Origin of the sequence: Paenibacillus sp. BC26 (assembly GCF_900116125.1) — a bacterium.
GTDB classification, from domain to species: domain Bacteria; phylum Bacillota; class Bacilli; order Paenibacillales; family Paenibacillaceae; genus Paenibacillus_Z; species Paenibacillus_Z lignilyticus.
In genome coordinates, this window is record NZ_FPAD01000001.1 from 3,025,128 (window position 1) to 3,040,380 (window position 15,253).

A 15,253-nucleotide genomic window follows, 5' to 3' on the forward strand; every position below is an offset into this window, starting at 1 on the left:
CCCCTTGCCTCCTGTTCGTAACGGCCTGTACTTAGATTATCATTATTCTCCCGTTCGATACAAGAGAACCACCGGTTAGATGCTTGCCGCTTCTCTTCGAGCCCAGGCATCTACTTCTGCGATGGCCTCGACATCGGGAACATCGACAAGCTGATGCTTGTTCAGCACAGCTTCAATAACGGATTCAATCTCTAGGAATGTGATCTCGCCTGCCAAGAAACGAGCAACCGCGGTTTCATTCGCCGCATTGAAAACAGTTGGCGCAGACTGACCGGCCTGTCCGCTCTCATAAGCGAATCGCAGACAAGGGTACCGATCAAAGTCCATTTCCCTGAAATGAAGGGTAGACAGCTTCGCTAAATGCAGTCGCTTTGTCGGCGTTGGCCTGCGTTCCGGATACGTAAGCGCATATTGAATCGGGACGCGCATATCCGGCATCCCCAGTTGAGCAATGATGCTGTGATCCACGAACTCTACATAGGAATGAATGATGCTCTCTGGGTGAATAAGTACATCGATTTGATTGTAAGGAAGGCCAAATAACCAGTGAGCCTCGATAACTTCTAACCCTTTGTTGGCCATTGTCGCGGAATCGATCGTAATTTTGGCACCCATCGACCAATTCGGATGGTTAAGTGCTTCAGCAACGGTGACACCTTCAAGCTCTGCTCGTGTACGGTCCCGGAAAGAGCCTCCCGACGCTGTAAGAGTAATACGGTTCACATCACTGCGACGTTCCCCATTTAAGCATTGAAATATTGCAGAGTGCTCGCTATCGATGGGCAGAATGGACACAGCTTTGTCAATGGCACGCTGCATCACGATATGACCAGCCGTTACAAGCGTTTCCTTATTCGCAAGTCCGATATGTTTCCCTGCATCAATTGCGGCAAGCGTTGCCTGCAGCCCGCGGCTGCCCACGATTGCGGTCACAACGGTATCTGCTTCATTATCAGCAGCGATTTCAATCAGTCCTTCATTGCCGTAGAGCACCTTCGTCCCTTGAGGCAAATGAGGAGCTGCTTCTTCCGCTAACGCCTTGGTGGATAAACAAACGCTCTTCGGCTTGAATTGATTGGCTTGCTCAATAAGCAATTGCAGGTTGTTGCCTGCAGCCAAACCTTCAACCTGATAGCGATCCGGTTCATGACTAAGAATATCCAAGGTCTGCGTCCCTATTGAACCGGTAGAACCGAGAATCGTTATTTTCTTCAACGCTTAGGAGCCTCCTTGAATCAGAGGGGGAGCAACTCGGTCATAACGAGCAATGGAAACACGATTAGCCAGCTGTCGCAACGATCCAGTACGCCACCATGACCGGGCAAAATCGAACCGGTATCTTTGATGCCGCGAATCCGTTTGTAAGCCGATTGAATGAGATCTCCAAACTGCCCGGCAACGGCTGCAATTAGACCGATAAGCAGCGCCCTGCTGATGCTGATGATATCCGGGTATATCCATGCAAAAACGGCCGCGATGGCCAGTGAAAGCACAATACCGCCGATCGAGCCTTCAATTGTTTTATTGGGACTGATGGATGGCCACAATTTATTTCGACCGAATGCCCGTCCGGTGAAATAAGCTCCGATATCAGAAGCCCAAATCGCACCGAAAGCCATGCAAGTCGTAAGCAAACCATGGAATTCCGCGTTACGCACTTCGTACATTGCGTGGAATCCGTAGCCTACATAAACTGCTCCAAGTAACATCAATGCCGCTCCGTCAATGGTTATGACATTTTTCGTCAGAACCGTTACCGTGAGTAATAAGAATAACAATAACCAAATTGTATGTATGGCTGCTGGCGAATCCAGGCCGAAATCTTCCCAAGGAATAAACAAGACCAGCATGCCTGCCAGCCCGATTAATGATAACGGATGTTTGACAGAAACCCCGTTCATCCGTGTATATTCCATAAACCCAATAACAGCAAGTAATAGGAGGAGTGCAAAGAAAAACCATCCGCCGAGTACAGTTAGAAAAATAAATGCCGCACCGCCAATTAGGCCGGTAATTATACGTTGTTTCACCTATATGACACTCTCCAGTAAGGCCGATTACAGCCCGCCGTAGCGACGGCCGCGACGCTGATACTCTCGAACAGCTTCAAAGAAATGCTCTTCCGTAAACTCAGGCCAATAGACGTCTGTGAACCACATCTCGCTGTAAGCGAGCTGCCAAAGCATGAAGTTACTCAATCGAAGTTCGCCGCTCGTACGAATAAGCAGATCAGGATCAGGAACACCTGCGGATAGCAAGTTCGCTTCCATCATCGATTCATCGATCTCATCCGGCGTCAGCTTCCCATCTTGAACAGCTTGACCGATTGTGCGCACCGCTTCAATCATTTCTTTCCTACTGCCATAATTAAGGGCGAAGTTAAGGACCAGCCCTGTATTATTGGCCGTTTGGAGAATCGCCTCTTCTACCGCTCTCAGCGTGTAGTCCGGCAAATCACCCTTATAGCCCATCATCCGAACCTGAACATTGTTCTCCATCAGATCCTTAAGCTCAATGGACAGAAACTCCTGAGGAAGCTTCATGAGAAATTCCACTTCAGCTTTCGGGCGTTTCCAATTTTCCGTGGAAAAGGCATACAGCGTTAAATATTTCACGCCAAGTCGATCGGCAGCCATCGTAATTCGTTTGACCGTTTTCATACCGGAGTGGTGTCCGGCCATTCGAGGCAAGCCGCGGCTCTTCGCCCATCTGCCGTTGCCGTCCATAATAATGGCGATATGCTTCGGGATGCCATCCGGATCAAGCGTCGGCGAAGTTGGTTTCACGGACGCTTTACCGAATAACGCCATCAATCGTTTTAACACACGCTCGTCCTCCCACGCTAACGTTGATTTATGCAACAAACCCCACCATTTGGAGGGGCCGGAGAGCTTGCATTATACTTCCATGATTTCTTTCTCTTTTGAAGCAAGTACTTTATCCACTTCAGCGATAAATTTATCCGTCGTTTTCTGAACATCATCTTGATGACGGCGGGACTCATCTTCCGAAATCTCGGTTTTTTCGAGTTTCTTGATGTCGTCATTCGCGTCACGACGTACGTTGCGGATAGCTACCTTCGCTTCTTCGCCAAACTTCTTCGTCAATTTGACGAGCTCCGAACGGCGTTCTTCTGTCAGCATCGGAATGCTGAGGCGAATGGTTGTGCCATCGTTCGACGGTGTCAAACCGAGATCCGATTTCATGATCGCTTTCTCAATCGCAGACAAAGAGGTTTTATCCCAAGGCTGGATCATAATCGTACGGGAATCAGGCGTATTGACGTTCGCCAATTGATTGACAGGCGTCATTGCCCCGTAATATTCAACTTGAATGCGGTCAAGCAGCGCTGGAGTAGCACGGCCGGCACGTAGTGTTGAAAGATCACGTCTCAGTGCCCCGATTGCTTTCTCCATCCGATCTTCTGCGCTTTTCTTAATTGCTTGTGGCATTGGTTTACACGCTTCCTTTCATCACAATAGTACCGATTTTTTCACCAAGGACTACACGTTTGATATTCCCTTGTTCGGTAATGTTGAAGACGACAAGCGGAATATTGTTGTCCATGCAAAGCGATGAAGCGGTTGAGTCCATGACGCCAAGATTGCGGTTTAGGACTTCCATATACGTCAGCGTTTCGAACTTCTCCGCTGTCGCGTCTTTAAATGGATCTGCGGAGTAAACGCCATCCACTTTATTTTTCGCCATTAGGATAACTTCTGCTTCGATTTCAGCTGCGCGCAATGCTGCAGTTGTATCTGTCGAGAAGAATGGATTGCCTGTGCCTGCCGCGAAAATAACGACACGCCCTTTTTCCAGGTGACGGATCGCCCGGCGGCGTATGTAAGGCTCAGCGATTTGTTGCATGGCGATAGATGTTTGCACACGAGTTGGCACATCGATTTGCTCCAGCGCGTCTTGAAGCGCCAAAGAATTCATGACTGTCGCTAACATACCCATATAATCTGCCGTAGCACGGTCGATCCCTTTTTCGGAACCGGCAATTCCGCGCCAGATGTTACCGCCGCCGCATACGATCGCGACTTCAACATTCAATTTCACTACTTCTTTTACTTGCTCTGCAATTGAGGAAATCATTGCGGAGTCGATTCCAAAGCCATTATTACCCGAGAGCGATTCGCCGCTCACCTTCAGCACTATACGTTTGTACACGGGACTTTGCAACTTGGTATACCTCCATCTTCAACTTTGTTTAAAAGGCCGTATACGGACTTGAAAATTTAGACCTAATTATAGGAAATAGGCGGGGCGAACGCCCCGCCCCGCCTGCGCGTTCGGTTTACAATTTAGCTTGCGACATAACTTCTGCAACGAAGTTGTCTTCTTTTTTCTCAAGGCCTTCACCAAGCTCAAAACGAGCGAAGCGGCGGATAGAGATATTCTCTCCAATTGTGCTGATTTTCTCTTTCAGCAATGTATGGATTGTTTTGTCTGGATCTTTGATGAACGGCTGCTCAAGCAAGCAGTATTCTTCGTAGTATTTGCTGATGCGGCCTTCAACCATTTTTTCAACGATTTTCTCTGGTTTGCCTTCGTTCAGCGCTTGAGCTTTCAAAATCTCACGCTCTTTGTCCAACTCTTCGGAGGAAACTTCTTCACGGCTAACAAACTTAGGGTTTGCAGCTGCGATTTGCATAGCGATATCACGAGCGAACTCGCGGAATTGTTCCGTTTTACCAACGAAGTCAGTTTCGCAGTTGATTTCAACCAGAACGCCGATACGGCCGCCAGCGTGGATGTAGGATTCTACTGTACCTTCAGTAGCTACACGACCCGCTTTGTTTGCTGCAGCGGAAAGACCTTTTTCACGAAGCAAGTCGATTGCTTTCGCGATATCACCGTTTGTTTCATCAAGCGCTTTTTTACAATCAAGCATGCCTGCGCCTGTTCTTTCACGCAATTCTTTTACTGCACTAGCACTAACTGCCATGTTGGAAACCTCCTGAAATTAGTTAAGTATAGCTGATTGCCGAGCGAACCGCAGGCTCGCTCAAAACCATCAGCGCGAACATTCGAAAAAAGGGCGGTGAGAGGTTATGCACCTTCTGACCACCCTTTCGTGTCGTATCGAAAACTCTATTAAGCAGTTGTTACTTCGCCTTGACGCGATTCAACGATTGCATCAGCCATTTTAGCTGTCAGCAATTTAACTGCACGGATTGCATCATCGTTACCTGGGATCACGTAGTCGATTTCGTCCGGATCACAGTTTGTATCAACGATACCTACGATTGGGATACCAAGTTTGCGTGCTTCAGCAACCGCGATACGCTCTTTGCGTGGGTCGATGATGAACAATGCGCTTGGCAAACCTTTCATGCCTTTGATACCGCCGAGGAATTTTTCAAGACGATCTTTCTCTTTACGGAGAATGATAACTTCTTTCTTAGGAAGAACTTCGAAAGTGCCGTCCTCTTCCCATTTCTCAAGCGTTTTAAGACGGTCGATACGTTTTTGAATCGTTTGGAAGTTAGTCAGCGTGCCGCCGAGCCAACGTTGATTGATGTAGAAGTTGCCGCAACGTTCTGCTTCTTCTTTCACCGAATCTTGTGCTTGTTTCTTAGTACCTACGAAGAGAATAGTGCCGCCTTCTTCGCCGATCGAACGTACGAAGTTGTAAGCTTCTTCGACCTTCTTAACTGTTTTCTGCAAGTCAATGATGTAAATACCGTTACGTTCTGTGAAGATATAACGATCCATCTTAGGGTTCCAACGACGAGTTTGGTGACCGAAGTGTACCCCAGCTTCTAGAAGCTGTTTCATGGAAATTACCGCCATCTCTTACACACCTCCTGTTAAATGGTTTTTAGTGGTTACCTCCGCCAATATCATTTTCCGTCATCACTTCGACCGGGTCGAAGCACCAATAACGAAATTAATCGGCGTGTGTTTTTAACACCGTCAATTACTATAACACATCTGCATACACGCTTGCAACCACAATTGACAGGTTTCCTTATCCTATTTTGCTAGACAGCGAATTATTGGTCGGATGATGACTGCTCAGGCGAAGAAGCATTCGGTTTACTCGTAATAATCGTGCGTATCTGCGTCAAAGACAAGTCCTCTTGAAATGAAAAATAACCTGCGCGTATCTTCGTTGTACGCATCAGGCTGATAAAAGCTTTCTTATCCGAAATGACGCCACTGGAATTCAAGATATCTGCTGTATCGGTTACACTGGAGTTCGGCGGAATGCGAACTAGGATAGGTTTAGAGACAGCTGTGTTCTCGGAATCCGCTGTCTCCTTACCGTTCTTATCATTATTAGCTGCAGCCGCAGCATCTTGTTTCGCTTGCTCCTGCTTTACTTGCTCCAACTTCGCCTTCTCATCAGCTAATTTCTTCTTATATTCAGCTTCTACCCGTTCACGTTCATCCGCAACGGCCTGGTCCAGTTCCGTCTTCGTATACCCGATTGCTTCTGATTCGGTAGACTCCTGTTTGACCGGCTCTTCCATATGGTTCACTTGTTTCTCGCCGATAAACATAAGCTGTAGAAGTGCTGCACCGATGACAATTCCAGTACCTACGCCAAAGAGAAATGTACGTTTATTCATGACGCGCTGCTTCCTCCTGCTTCGATAGCTGAAGAATAAGCTGGACTTCCCCTTTGTTCTTACCGAGTTTCTTAGCTATCGCATCAATGGATTTGCCGTTTTGATACATATCAAACAAGTCGGTATAACGGTCGCGAATCGTTGAATTTGGCTCTTCGGCTTCCGGCACCTCTTCCACTTCATCCGAAACTGCCGGAAATGGATGCTGAGCTGCTGAATGAGCTGAAGGCTGATTAACCGACACTGGGATGGCCATATTCGAGATTTTCACAGACTGCTGCTCCAATGCGGAAGCATGCTGCTTGGTTTGTTCAGCCAGAAGCAATTCAAGCTCGGCACAGCGCTTCTCAAGCACTTCCATCCGTTCATCGCGCTTCTTGGTCTGGAGCTGCGTATCTTGGGTGGATTTGCTGACAAGGTCGACAAGCTCGCGATTGTCCGCTTCCATGTTCTCCATAAACTGCTCTAGTGCCGTTTCCATATTGCGTACGGTTTGGGTTGACTGCTCCTGCTTACCGCTTGGTATTCTTCGCGGCAGAACAGCTGCGCAGACAACAACAATACCGCCTATTAGCATGATCGTTTGCCATGATTCCATCTTCATTCACCTGCATTTCGGTTTAACAATCCGTTACATCGAGATATCGATATGATTTCCCTTGTAAGGATGCTTCTGTCCTTGCTCGGATTCCGCATCCGTACCCGCTTCACCATCTTGCTTCTTCTTTTGATTCTGTTTAAATAGAGAATCCCGCTGCCGGTTGTCTTTGATCCTGGTGTCTATGTTCTGTTCAACAGCGGTATTGCGATTACGGAGCAGCTCCGTTTGTTTGGCCGTATCGTTCTCCAATCGCATTTGCTCTGCGACTGGGCGCTGATTCAACTGTTGTTGATGCAAACTGCTATCCGGTGTACGTGGTATAGACATTTGGAAATCAATAGGTTTAAAAGGCATTCGGTTTCCTCCTAAACTTCGAGCCTCTCACTAGCTAAACAATAATCACTAGACATAAGGCGCCATTACAATGTCACCTTCAAAATAGCGGAAGGAAACACGCTGTGTGGCATCTTTGACAAAACGTGTGTAGCGGCCAATGACGATCTTGGTCCCCCCGTACACGACGTTAACGACATCAATTTTGGCGCGATCGGTATCCTCAAGTGATTTCTCGATTTCAAGTACGCGATCCTTTGCCGTTGAAATCTCTTCGACTGCGGCGCGCTTGGTTGATGTAAGCTTAACGCGCATGGCCATTTTGTCTGGTGTCAGTTGGCCGACTGAAGCGAGCTGATCTAACAATTTGAGTGCTTTCTCCGTCTTGTCAAGGTTATCCACTTTATGTTTGATTTGTAAGCGAAGCTCAGTTAGTTCCGCTCTCAGCTCTGGGCGCACGCCAACCTCGAGTGTTGTTGCCGTTGACATGGTATTCCCGATCGTTCTCGCGACAACGCGATCTCCGGCCTGGATGTTCCCTCCGACAAGCAGACCCTTGGGGCCGCTGCAAACGACGTTTCTCCCAGCGCGAACATGCGAGTGCATAATACTTTGAGAGACCAATACATCTTCTCCCGCCGTGACATTGCTGTCTTGAATAAAGGAGCTCTTCACATTCCGATTTGCTTTCACATACCCTTTGTTACTCGCGAGAATGCCACCGGTAATTTCAATTGAGCCGTCTGATTCCAATATGGCCCCTTCAACCCCGCCGATTACCCGAATATCGCCGGAAGCCTTAATCTTAAATCCGGTCAAAACGTTTCCTCGTATGACTACAGTACCTACGAAGTCAATGTTGCCGATTTTGTAATCGACATCTCCATTTACTTCAAAGATAGGGAATACGTTAATTTTGCTTTTATCTGTAAGCGAGATGAGTCCATCGATCGTGGCGTACATTGCTGATTGTTCAGGATTCAACACGACATTTTTACCGATTTTAAAATAAGCTTCTTTGCCGTTTCTGCAAGCAATCGTATCCCCTGTTACCGCTTTGCCTTCCACGCCCGCTCTTGCCGGAACCTTCTCGGCGATCAATTGACCACGCTTCACATTTTTTAGTTGTGTGACTTCTTTAAAATCAATTTTCCCGCCTTCGAGTTCCACCGGCCGGTACTCGCCTTCATTCATATCATGGGAGAACCGGATATAACCATCCTCGCCATGTACCGGCTGCTCTCCCAGCGCAATAACATTTTGGCTGTAAAAGTAGGCACTCGGTCGCTTAGCGATATTACGAAGCATGTCACGACTGATTCCGTAACAAATGCCGTGGCTTTTCAAAAACTCTTCAAGCTGTCCTTCCGTGCACGAGAACTGCTCATCCGCAACATTAAATTGGATCGTAGCGGTCAGTTTATCAGGTGCAAGCTGAACAACGAGATGTGATTGTAATGTTTCAGATGTAGACAAAACTGGCCCCCCTTTATACTCTAATGCTGCATTAATTGATCCTTTTGTTTTTCTAATGCACCTCGTAATCTCAAAATTGCTTTTGAATGAAGCTGCGAAATCCGCGAAGGAGATAAGGACATCACCTCAGCGATTTCACTTAACGATAATTCCTCGTAATAGAAGAGCGAGATAACCGTTCTCTCTTTCTCTGTCAAACGATCGATACCGCGAATCAAGGATTCTTTCAGGAAAAACTCATGTACCTTGTAATCCGGGTTCTTCGCTTTCTCGTCGATGAGCAGCGACAATCGGGTCTCGGATTCTTCTTCTCGAATCGGATCCTCGAGGGAACAAACCGTCGTAACGGCAATCTCTTGCAGCATGACGTCAAACTCTTTCTCCGAAACATCCAAATATCCGCTGATTTCCGCATCCGTTACCGAACGCATGTATTGCTGTTCAAGCAGTTGATACGCTTCCTCGATACGCTTGGCTTTCTCTCGAACCGAACGAGGAACCCAATCGCCTTGACGCAAACCATCGATAATGGCTCCACGAATTCGCCACGAAGCATACGTTTCAAATTGTAGGCCGCGCCGGTAATCGAATTTCTCGATTGCATCGATTAGCCCCATTGCCCCGTTACTTGCCAAGTCATCTTTGGAAACATTCTTAGGCAACCCAATGGCCATACGATTGCTCACATAATCAACCAATGTTAAGTATTGTTCGATCAACAGTTTCTTCGCTTCAATGTCCCCGTCTTCTTTCCACTTCTGCCAAATCTCGATGTTAGACAAATGAGGCGCTTTCGGCTCAATCATCTTCTCACCCTCCCGTTAGGTGACGTATTGCTTTAGCCAATTCTTCAGGCTCTCTATTCTGAGTTGATACTAATTTAGGTGGTGTCAGCGGTTGAAATATTGCTCCTTTATTTGAATCGAGCGTTAGGTTTCCATCCAGCTGATTTTTCAACAAATTATTCAACTCATCACTTTGATCCGGTGTTGCAAAATCAACCGAACTCCCTTTCGATTCATCACCGTCTAGCTGTGATAAAGCCTGCGCCCTTGGATTCATGATAAGTGCCACTAACGCGCGGAAAACAAAGCCCAGAACAAAAAAGGTAAGAAATGCGTACAGGCAACGGAGGCTGGTAACCGCCATCCCATTACTGTCCAGCGAGAATAATAATGTAAGTAAACTGCCGCCTACTCCAAGGAAGACATTCCAGCGCCAAGACCCTACCATACTAAATCTCCTTTACTCCTTGCTGCACACTGCGTATTACAAGTACACCGCTTAGACTGTTAAATTCAATCGTCCGGCCATAATTAGCACCGGTATCTTCCGCGAGCAGCGGGATCGAGAATTGACGCAGCATCTCCTTACAGGACTCTACATTTCGCGGACCAATCCGCATCGAATCACTGTTTGTGTTGAAAGCGAACATTTGCGCGCCGCCTGCCATCTTAGCAACGAGTCTTCTCGGTTCTGCGCCTGCTTGCTTCATGAGCCCAATCAAATGAGGAACCGATGTATCCGCATATTTTGCGATATTAATCGGAGCCTCTCTTGCAATCTCGGAGGAGGGCAGCATGACATGTACCATGCCTGCCACCTTCGAGCGTTCGTCAAACAAAGTCAAGCCTACGCATGACCCAAGACCCGTTGTTTTCAAGATTGCACCATTCAGTGCAATCTGTAGGTCAGCCATGCCCACTTTCACGAGATTTTCCTGCATCATTCGTTAGGCACTCCTAAAGCGCTAAATATTTTACCAAACGATTCCGGGTCCGGAATAAGGAAGAAATGACCTGCCAGTTCCTCCCGACCTTCAAGAAACGTGGTATCGATTAAAAGCGCGGAATCGCCCATTTCACCATATTGAACAAGTCCGTAACTCAAGATAGCACCGGCCATATCGATTGCAATGGCTGGGACGGTCGGCGACATGTACAACTGCGTGAAATCGGCCAAAGATGATAAATAAGAACCTGCTAGTATGTTACCGATTTCAGCTAGTGCGGAAAATTCCATTTCGGAATATCCTTCTTCTGAAACTGGAATGGAAAGCAAATTGCGCAACAGCTTCTTTGCTGAATGCTCTTCGATCAGAAAGAACATATTACCCGGCGCATCGCCCTCAACTCGAAGGAATACGGCGATAACGACCTGTTCGAAGCCCCCTACTCGATCAGCAACCTGCTCGAAGGGGATTAAACTGACAGTGGGAACATTCATATCGACAGGCTTGTCCAGAAGTCTGGAGAGCGCCGTTGCCGCATTGCCTGCACCGATGTTCCCGACTTCCTTCAATACATCAAGCTTGAATGCTTCTAACGTATCTAGTGGATTCACTCGGCTTAGACCTCTTGCTGTTCCAGTTGAATGATTTCGCTCTTATTGAGCACTTCGGAAAGGTTAAGCATGATTAGCAATCGGCTGTCTCCGATTTTTGCTACACCACGCAAGTACTTAGCCTTAATGCCGCCCACAACCTCGGGAGGCGAATCAATGGAGTCTGGATCGATATCGATGACATCATTTGCCGAATCGACGATGAATCCCACTTCCAAATCATTGACGGCTACGATGATGATTCTGGAGCTTTCCGTTTCTTCAGATTCCGCTAGGCTAAAACGGCCGCGAAGATCGATAACAGGAAGCACAACACCGCGTAAATTGATAACACCTTTAATGAAAGAAGGCGTTTTGGGAACACGCGTAATCGGCATCATACGCTCAATCGTGCGTACTTTTTCCACTTCAATTCCATACTCCTCATGTGCCAGACCAAATACGATAACTTTGATTTCCTCAGCCATTCGTAATCCCTCCTTTATTTAATGAGCGCGTTTGGATCAACGATCAAGGCGACTTGTCCATCGCCAAGTATGGTTGCGCCGGAGATTGCTTCAATATTTGTTAAGTATTTTCCAAGCGATTTTAATACGATTTCACTCTGACCGATAAATTCATCTACCGTAATGGCACAGGTTTTGTCGCCCTTACGAATGACGACGATCTCCGTCTCATGTTCTTCTTCCTCTAAGAAGGATTTTGCCTCCAGCACCTGGCTAAGGGAGATGAGCGGTATAAGCGAGCCGCGATAATCGATCATACGGTTACCGTGAATTTTACGAATCTGCTCACGCGGAACGATGCCCGTTTCGACGATTGATGAAAGCGGAATGGCGTATTTCTCCGTCCCAAGCTTCACAAGCATCGCGGAAATAATCGAAAGCGTAAGCGGCAGCTGTATCGAGAATTTCGTACCTTTACCGGGCTCGGATTCTACGCTAACATGACCACCCAGTGAAGTGATTTTGGATTTGACGACATCCAGTCCTACGCCTCTGCCGGAAATATCGGAAATTTTATCTGCCGTACTGAAGCCAGCCGCGAAGATCAGCATGTTAATTTCGTTGTCTGTTAGCCGTTTTGCTTCTTCAGCGGTGACAACTCCGTTCTTAATCGCAATTTGTTTCACTTTCTCTCGGTTAATGCCGCGGCCATCCTCTTCTACTTCAATAAAGACGTGGTTGCCGCTATGGAATGCCCGTAGATTAACAATGCCCGTTTCCGACTTGCCTGCCGCAATACGATCAGCAATCGGTTCGATGCCGTGATCAAGCGAGTTACGAAGCAAATGAACGAGAGGATCGCCGATCTCGTCGATTACCGTACGATCAAGCTCCGTATCGGCGCCTGAGATGATGAGCTCCACTTTCTTATCAAGCGACTTCGCAAGATCGCGAATCATCCGAGGGAAGCGATTAAATACGGATTCTACCGGAACCATTCTCAGCTTCAATACGATATTCTGTAAATCACTGCTCACGCGAGTCATATGCTCTACCGTTTCGGTCAGCTCATTACGACGAATCTCGCTGGCAAGCTGCTCTAGTCTTACTCTGTCGATCAACAGTTCGCTAAATAGATTCATCAATGCATCCAATCGTTCGATATCTACACGAATCGTGCGGGAAACATTGCTTCCAGCCGCTGTTGGTGCCTGAGCTGCTGTCGGTGCTGCAGTTGTCGCTGCTGCTGCTGCCTGCGATCTGGCGGCATTCACTTCAACTTGTGCAGCGTTCACAGGACTCGCTGCTGCTACAGGCGCGCTTTGCGAAGCTGCTCCGCAAAGCTGCTGCAGCGATTCACGATCCAATTGGGTAATGGCCGCACCTTCGATTTCAGAAACCGATTCAATCCCTTTCCTCAGTTCCTCTTCCGAAATGCTGGCAATCGTAAATACCGTGAAAGAACGGTCGAACTTTTCTTGTTCGATCTCTTGAACGCTTGGCGTTGACTTGACGATCTCGCCGCTGCGCTCCAGGAAGTCGAATACCATATAGGCACGTGCCGCTTTGAGTACACAATCCTCACGGACTGTGACTACTACGTGATAGACGGAGTGACCGGCATCGATAGATTGCAGAAGAATAGAGCTTTGGAACTCGTCCAATATAGCGCCCTCTGCGTTGCTGCCGCCAGCTGCCGATGATGCGGATGAGCTCTGCTCACTTTTATAGTCGGCCTTCACGATCGTTTGCAGGGAAGCAACGATAGCCGAAACATCCGCTTTTCCCGTGCCGCCGCCGATAATGTCTTGGACCATAGATTCTAGTGCATCAAGGCCTTTGAACAACGTATCAAAGATGAAGTTATCCATTTTGAGTTTGTTATTACGGACCAGATCAAGCACATTTTCCATCTCATGCGTAAGCGACGCGAGATCTTCAAAACCCATGGTCGCAGACATGCCTTTTAATGTATGGGCAGAGCGGAAAATGATTTGAACGATGCTGATGTCTTCCGGAGCGCTTTCGAGTTTCAACAGATTCTCGTTTAATGACTGTAAATGATCATTCGATTCGTCAATAAACATTGATAGATAGGCGTTCATATCCATTTCCAAGCACCTCCTGTATAAATGGTTGCCATGCGAAAATGTAAGCCTTACTTTCTGACGGCATGGGTTATTGCGGCTGCGATTTGTCTAAGCGGCACAATCGACTTTGCGACGCCTGCTTCTACTGCGGAACGTGGCATTCCATATACGACACAAGTCTCTTCCGACTCGGCAATAGCCGTTTCTGCTCCGCTGTCATTCAGCGCTTTCATTCCTTTTACGCCATCGCTTCCCATGCCGGTCATAATGACCGCATGTCTGCGTAATTCCGGGAATGCGGCGCAGGATTCGAACATCGTATCGACGGACGGTCTGTGCCCGCCGCGCGGCGCGTCTTCGGAAAGTTTGATGGAATAACCGCCGCTTTCTTTGACTAGCTCCATATGATAGCCGCCCGGTGCGATGTATACGACGCCCGCCTCTACGCGTTCACCATGAGCAGCCTCTGTAACATGCAGTGAACTGAATGTATCGAGCCGCTGCGCCAAAGAGCGCGTAAACTTAGGTGGCATATGCTGCACAACCAGCACGGGAGCCGGGAAGTCGATCGGCAATGTCGTTATGACTTCGTGAAGGGCACGCGGTCCGCCGGTAGAGGTTCCGATCGCAACCAAATGCTTAAAGTTTCGGGAACGTACAGGCTTATTCGGTTTAATGGCCGTTTCGATTTCTTGATCCGCTGCAGGTAATGCCGGCTCAGGTTCCTTCTTAGTCGCCCGCTTGTTAACCTCGATCGATGGCGCCGGTTTCTCCACTTTCTCTTGAGCGGCATGCTTCGGCTTCTGCTCACGAAGACTCGTAAACTCCTCCACCGGAGGTAGTACAGGCTTCAGTGGAAGCTCATCCTTAATTGATGGCGCTGACTCAAAGCTGATGGTTGCCGGCTTCGATTTAGCGATACTTGGCTTCTTCGCTGCCGGCGCAGGCTTCGAAGGCTGGAATAAGTAAGAATGCCGCTTCGTCAGAACTGCAATTCGAAGCTTCTCCAACAATTGCTCACCGACTGTATGGATATCAGGTGACATCGGACCGGAAGGTTTACGGATAAAGTCAAAAGCGCCATTTTGCAGTGCTTTGATGGTCTCTCTTGTTCCGTCATCGCTTATGCTGGAGAGCATGATGATCGGCACCGGATGAATGCGCATGATCCGCTCCAACGCTTCAAGTCCGTTCATCTCGGGCATTTCCAAGTCCATCGTAATGACATCCGGTTTAAGCGTTCGAACTGCCTCGATTGCTTCGCGGCCATTATTTGCAGTAGCAATAATGTCAAACTGGGGATCAACAGCGATCAGATCACATAGAATTTTCCGCATAAAGGCAGAATCATCTACAACCAATACTCGCGAGATCGTATTCATT

18 protein-coding genes are annotated in these 15,253 nt (G+C 47.8%); all 18 read right to left on the reverse strand.

What is annotated here, in order from left to right; translation table 11 throughout:
* Positions 1 to 75: 75 nt before the first annotated feature.
* Positions 76 to 1,215, reverse strand: a complete 1,140-nt coding sequence (locus tag BM412_RS13460; protein ID WP_091218669.1) for a 1-deoxy-D-xylulose-5-phosphate reductoisomerase — start codon at positions 1,213 to 1,215, stop codon at positions 76 to 78.
* A gap of 20 nt (positions 1,216 to 1,235) precedes the next feature.
* Positions 1,236 to 2,030, reverse strand: a complete 795-nt coding sequence (locus BM412_RS13465) for a phosphatidate cytidylyltransferase (RefSeq protein ID WP_091218673.1) — start codon at positions 2,028 to 2,030, stop codon at positions 1,236 to 1,238.
* A gap of 27 nt (positions 2,031 to 2,057) precedes the next feature.
* A complete protein-coding gene (locus BM412_RS13470) occupies positions 2,058 to 2,825 on the reverse strand; it encodes an isoprenyl transferase (RefSeq protein WP_371264780.1) in 768 nt (255 codons plus the stop codon).
* Positions 2,826 to 2,897: 72 nt separating this feature from the next.
* Positions 2,898 to 3,452 (reverse strand): ribosome recycling factor, encoded by a 555-nt coding sequence (gene frr / locus BM412_RS13475; RefSeq protein ID WP_091218676.1) that lies wholly within the window; start codon positions 3,450 to 3,452, stop codon positions 2,898 to 2,900.
* A gap of 4 nt (positions 3,453 to 3,456) precedes the next feature.
* Positions 3,457 to 4,185 (reverse strand): UMP kinase, encoded by a 729-nt coding sequence (gene pyrH, locus BM412_RS13480; RefSeq protein ID WP_090976478.1) that lies wholly within the window; start codon positions 4,183 to 4,185, stop codon positions 3,457 to 3,459.
* A gap of 115 nt (positions 4,186 to 4,300) precedes the next feature.
* The gene (gene tsf / locus BM412_RS13485) at positions 4,301 to 4,951 is read right to left on the reverse strand and encodes a translation elongation factor Ts (protein WP_091218679.1); all 651 of its coding nucleotides are present in this window, start codon (positions 4,949 to 4,951) and stop codon (positions 4,301 to 4,303) included.
* A 149-nt stretch (positions 4,952 to 5,100) separates the two neighbouring features.
* On the reverse strand, positions 5,101 to 5,799 hold the full coding sequence (gene rpsB / locus BM412_RS13490; RefSeq protein WP_091218682.1) for a 30S ribosomal protein S2: 699 nt from the start codon (positions 5,797 to 5,799) through the stop codon (positions 5,101 to 5,103).
* A 203-nt stretch (positions 5,800 to 6,002) separates the two neighbouring features.
* Positions 6,003 to 6,581 (reverse strand): MltG/YceG/YrrL family protein, encoded by a 579-nt coding sequence (locus BM412_RS13495; protein WP_091218684.1) that lies wholly within the window; start codon positions 6,579 to 6,581, stop codon positions 6,003 to 6,005.
* Positions 6,574 to 7,179 (reverse strand): DUF6115 domain-containing protein, encoded by a 606-nt coding sequence (locus BM412_RS13500; protein WP_091218689.1) that lies wholly within the window; start codon positions 7,177 to 7,179, stop codon positions 6,574 to 6,576. The genes BM412_RS13495 and BM412_RS13500 overlap by 8 nt, the downstream gene beginning before the upstream one ends.
* 33 nt (positions 7,180 to 7,212) lie before the next feature.
* Positions 7,213 to 7,509: a hypothetical protein gene (locus BM412_RS13505; protein ID WP_143111626.1), complete on the reverse strand. Its 297-nt coding sequence runs from the start codon at positions 7,507 to 7,509 to the stop codon at positions 7,213 to 7,215.
* Between the two features lie 75 nt (positions 7,510 to 7,584).
* Positions 7,585 to 8,991: a DUF342 domain-containing protein gene (locus BM412_RS13510; RefSeq protein WP_091218694.1), complete on the reverse strand. Its 1,407-nt coding sequence runs from the start codon at positions 8,989 to 8,991 to the stop codon at positions 7,585 to 7,587.
* Between the two features lie 20 nt (positions 8,992 to 9,011).
* Positions 9,012 to 9,797 (reverse strand): FliA/WhiG family RNA polymerase sigma factor, encoded by a 786-nt coding sequence (locus tag BM412_RS13515; protein ID WP_091218697.1) that lies wholly within the window; start codon positions 9,795 to 9,797, stop codon positions 9,012 to 9,014.
* 4 nt (positions 9,798 to 9,801) lie between these two features.
* Complete coding sequence (locus BM412_RS13520; protein ID WP_091218700.1) at positions 9,802 to 10,224, reverse strand: hypothetical protein; 423 nt, start codon at positions 10,222 to 10,224, stop codon at positions 9,802 to 9,804.
* A 1-nt stretch (position 10,225) separates the two neighbouring features.
* Entirely contained in the window at positions 10,226 to 10,720 is a 495-nt protein-coding gene (locus BM412_RS13525; RefSeq protein WP_091218702.1) for a chemotaxis protein CheD, read from the reverse strand.
* A complete protein-coding gene (locus BM412_RS13530) occupies positions 10,717 to 11,334 on the reverse strand; it encodes a chemotaxis protein CheC (protein WP_091218705.1) in 618 nt (205 codons plus the stop codon). Before BM412_RS13530 ends, BM412_RS13525 begins: the two co-directional genes overlap by 4 nt.
* A 5-nt stretch (positions 11,335 to 11,339) precedes the next feature.
* On the reverse strand, positions 11,340 to 11,801 hold the full coding sequence (locus tag BM412_RS13535; RefSeq protein ID WP_091218708.1) for a chemotaxis protein CheW: 462 nt from the start codon (positions 11,799 to 11,801) through the stop codon (positions 11,340 to 11,342).
* Between the two features lie 14 nt (positions 11,802 to 11,815).
* Positions 11,816 to 13,891 carry a chemotaxis protein CheA gene (locus tag BM412_RS13540; RefSeq protein ID WP_091218710.1) on the reverse strand — a complete coding sequence of 692 codons (2,076 nt, stop codon included), beginning with the start codon at positions 13,889 to 13,891 and terminating at the stop codon, positions 11,816 to 11,818.
* Positions 13,892 to 13,938: 47 nt separating this feature from the next.
* Positions 13,939 to 15,252, reverse strand: coding sequence for a chemotaxis-specific protein-glutamate methyltransferase CheB (cheB, locus tag BM412_RS13545; protein WP_091218713.1), 1,314 nt, complete (start codon positions 15,250 to 15,252; stop codon positions 13,939 to 13,941).
* Position 15,253: the final 1 nt, after the last annotated feature.

Coding starts and splice junctions, on each gene's coding strand:
- BM412_RS13500 (WP_091218689.1), bottom strand. CDS start 7,179: ATGGAATCATGGCAAACGATCATGCTAATAGGCGGTATTGTTGTTGTC.
- BM412_RS13525 (WP_091218702.1), bottom strand. CDS start 10,720: ATGATGCAGGAAAATCTCGTGAAAGTGGGCATGGCTGACCTACAGATT.
- frr (WP_091218676.1), bottom strand. CDS start 3,452: ATGCCACAAGCAATTAAGAAAAGCGCAGAAGATCGGATGGAGAAAGCA.
- BM412_RS13505 (WP_143111626.1), bottom strand. CDS start 7,509: ATGTCTATACCACGTACACCGGATAGCAGTTTGCATCAACAACAGTTG.
- cheB (WP_091218713.1), bottom strand. CDS start 15,252: ATGAATACGATCTCGCGAGTATTGGTTGTAGATGATTCTGCCTTTATG.
- BM412_RS13540 (WP_091218710.1), bottom strand. CDS start 13,891: ATGGATATGAACGCCTATCTATCAATGTTTATTGACGAATCGAATGAT.
- BM412_RS13495 (WP_091218684.1), bottom strand. CDS start 6,581: ATGAATAAACGTACATTTCTCTTTGGCGTAGGTACTGGAATTGTCATC.
- BM412_RS13535 (WP_091218708.1), bottom strand. CDS start 11,801: ATGGCTGAGGAAATCAAAGTTATCGTATTTGGTCTGGCACATGAGGAG.
- rpsB (WP_091218682.1), bottom strand. CDS start 5,799: ATGGCGGTAATTTCCATGAAACAGCTTCTAGAAGCTGGGGTACACTTC.
- tsf (WP_091218679.1), bottom strand. CDS start 4,951: ATGGCAGTTAGTGCTAGTGCAGTAAAAGAATTGCGTGAAAGAACAGGC.
- BM412_RS13515 (WP_091218697.1), bottom strand. CDS start 9,797: ATGATTGAGCCGAAAGCGCCTCATTTGTCTAACATCGAGATTTGGCAG.
- BM412_RS13520 (WP_091218700.1), bottom strand. CDS start 10,224: ATGGTAGGGTCTTGGCGCTGGAATGTCTTCCTTGGAGTAGGCGGCAGT.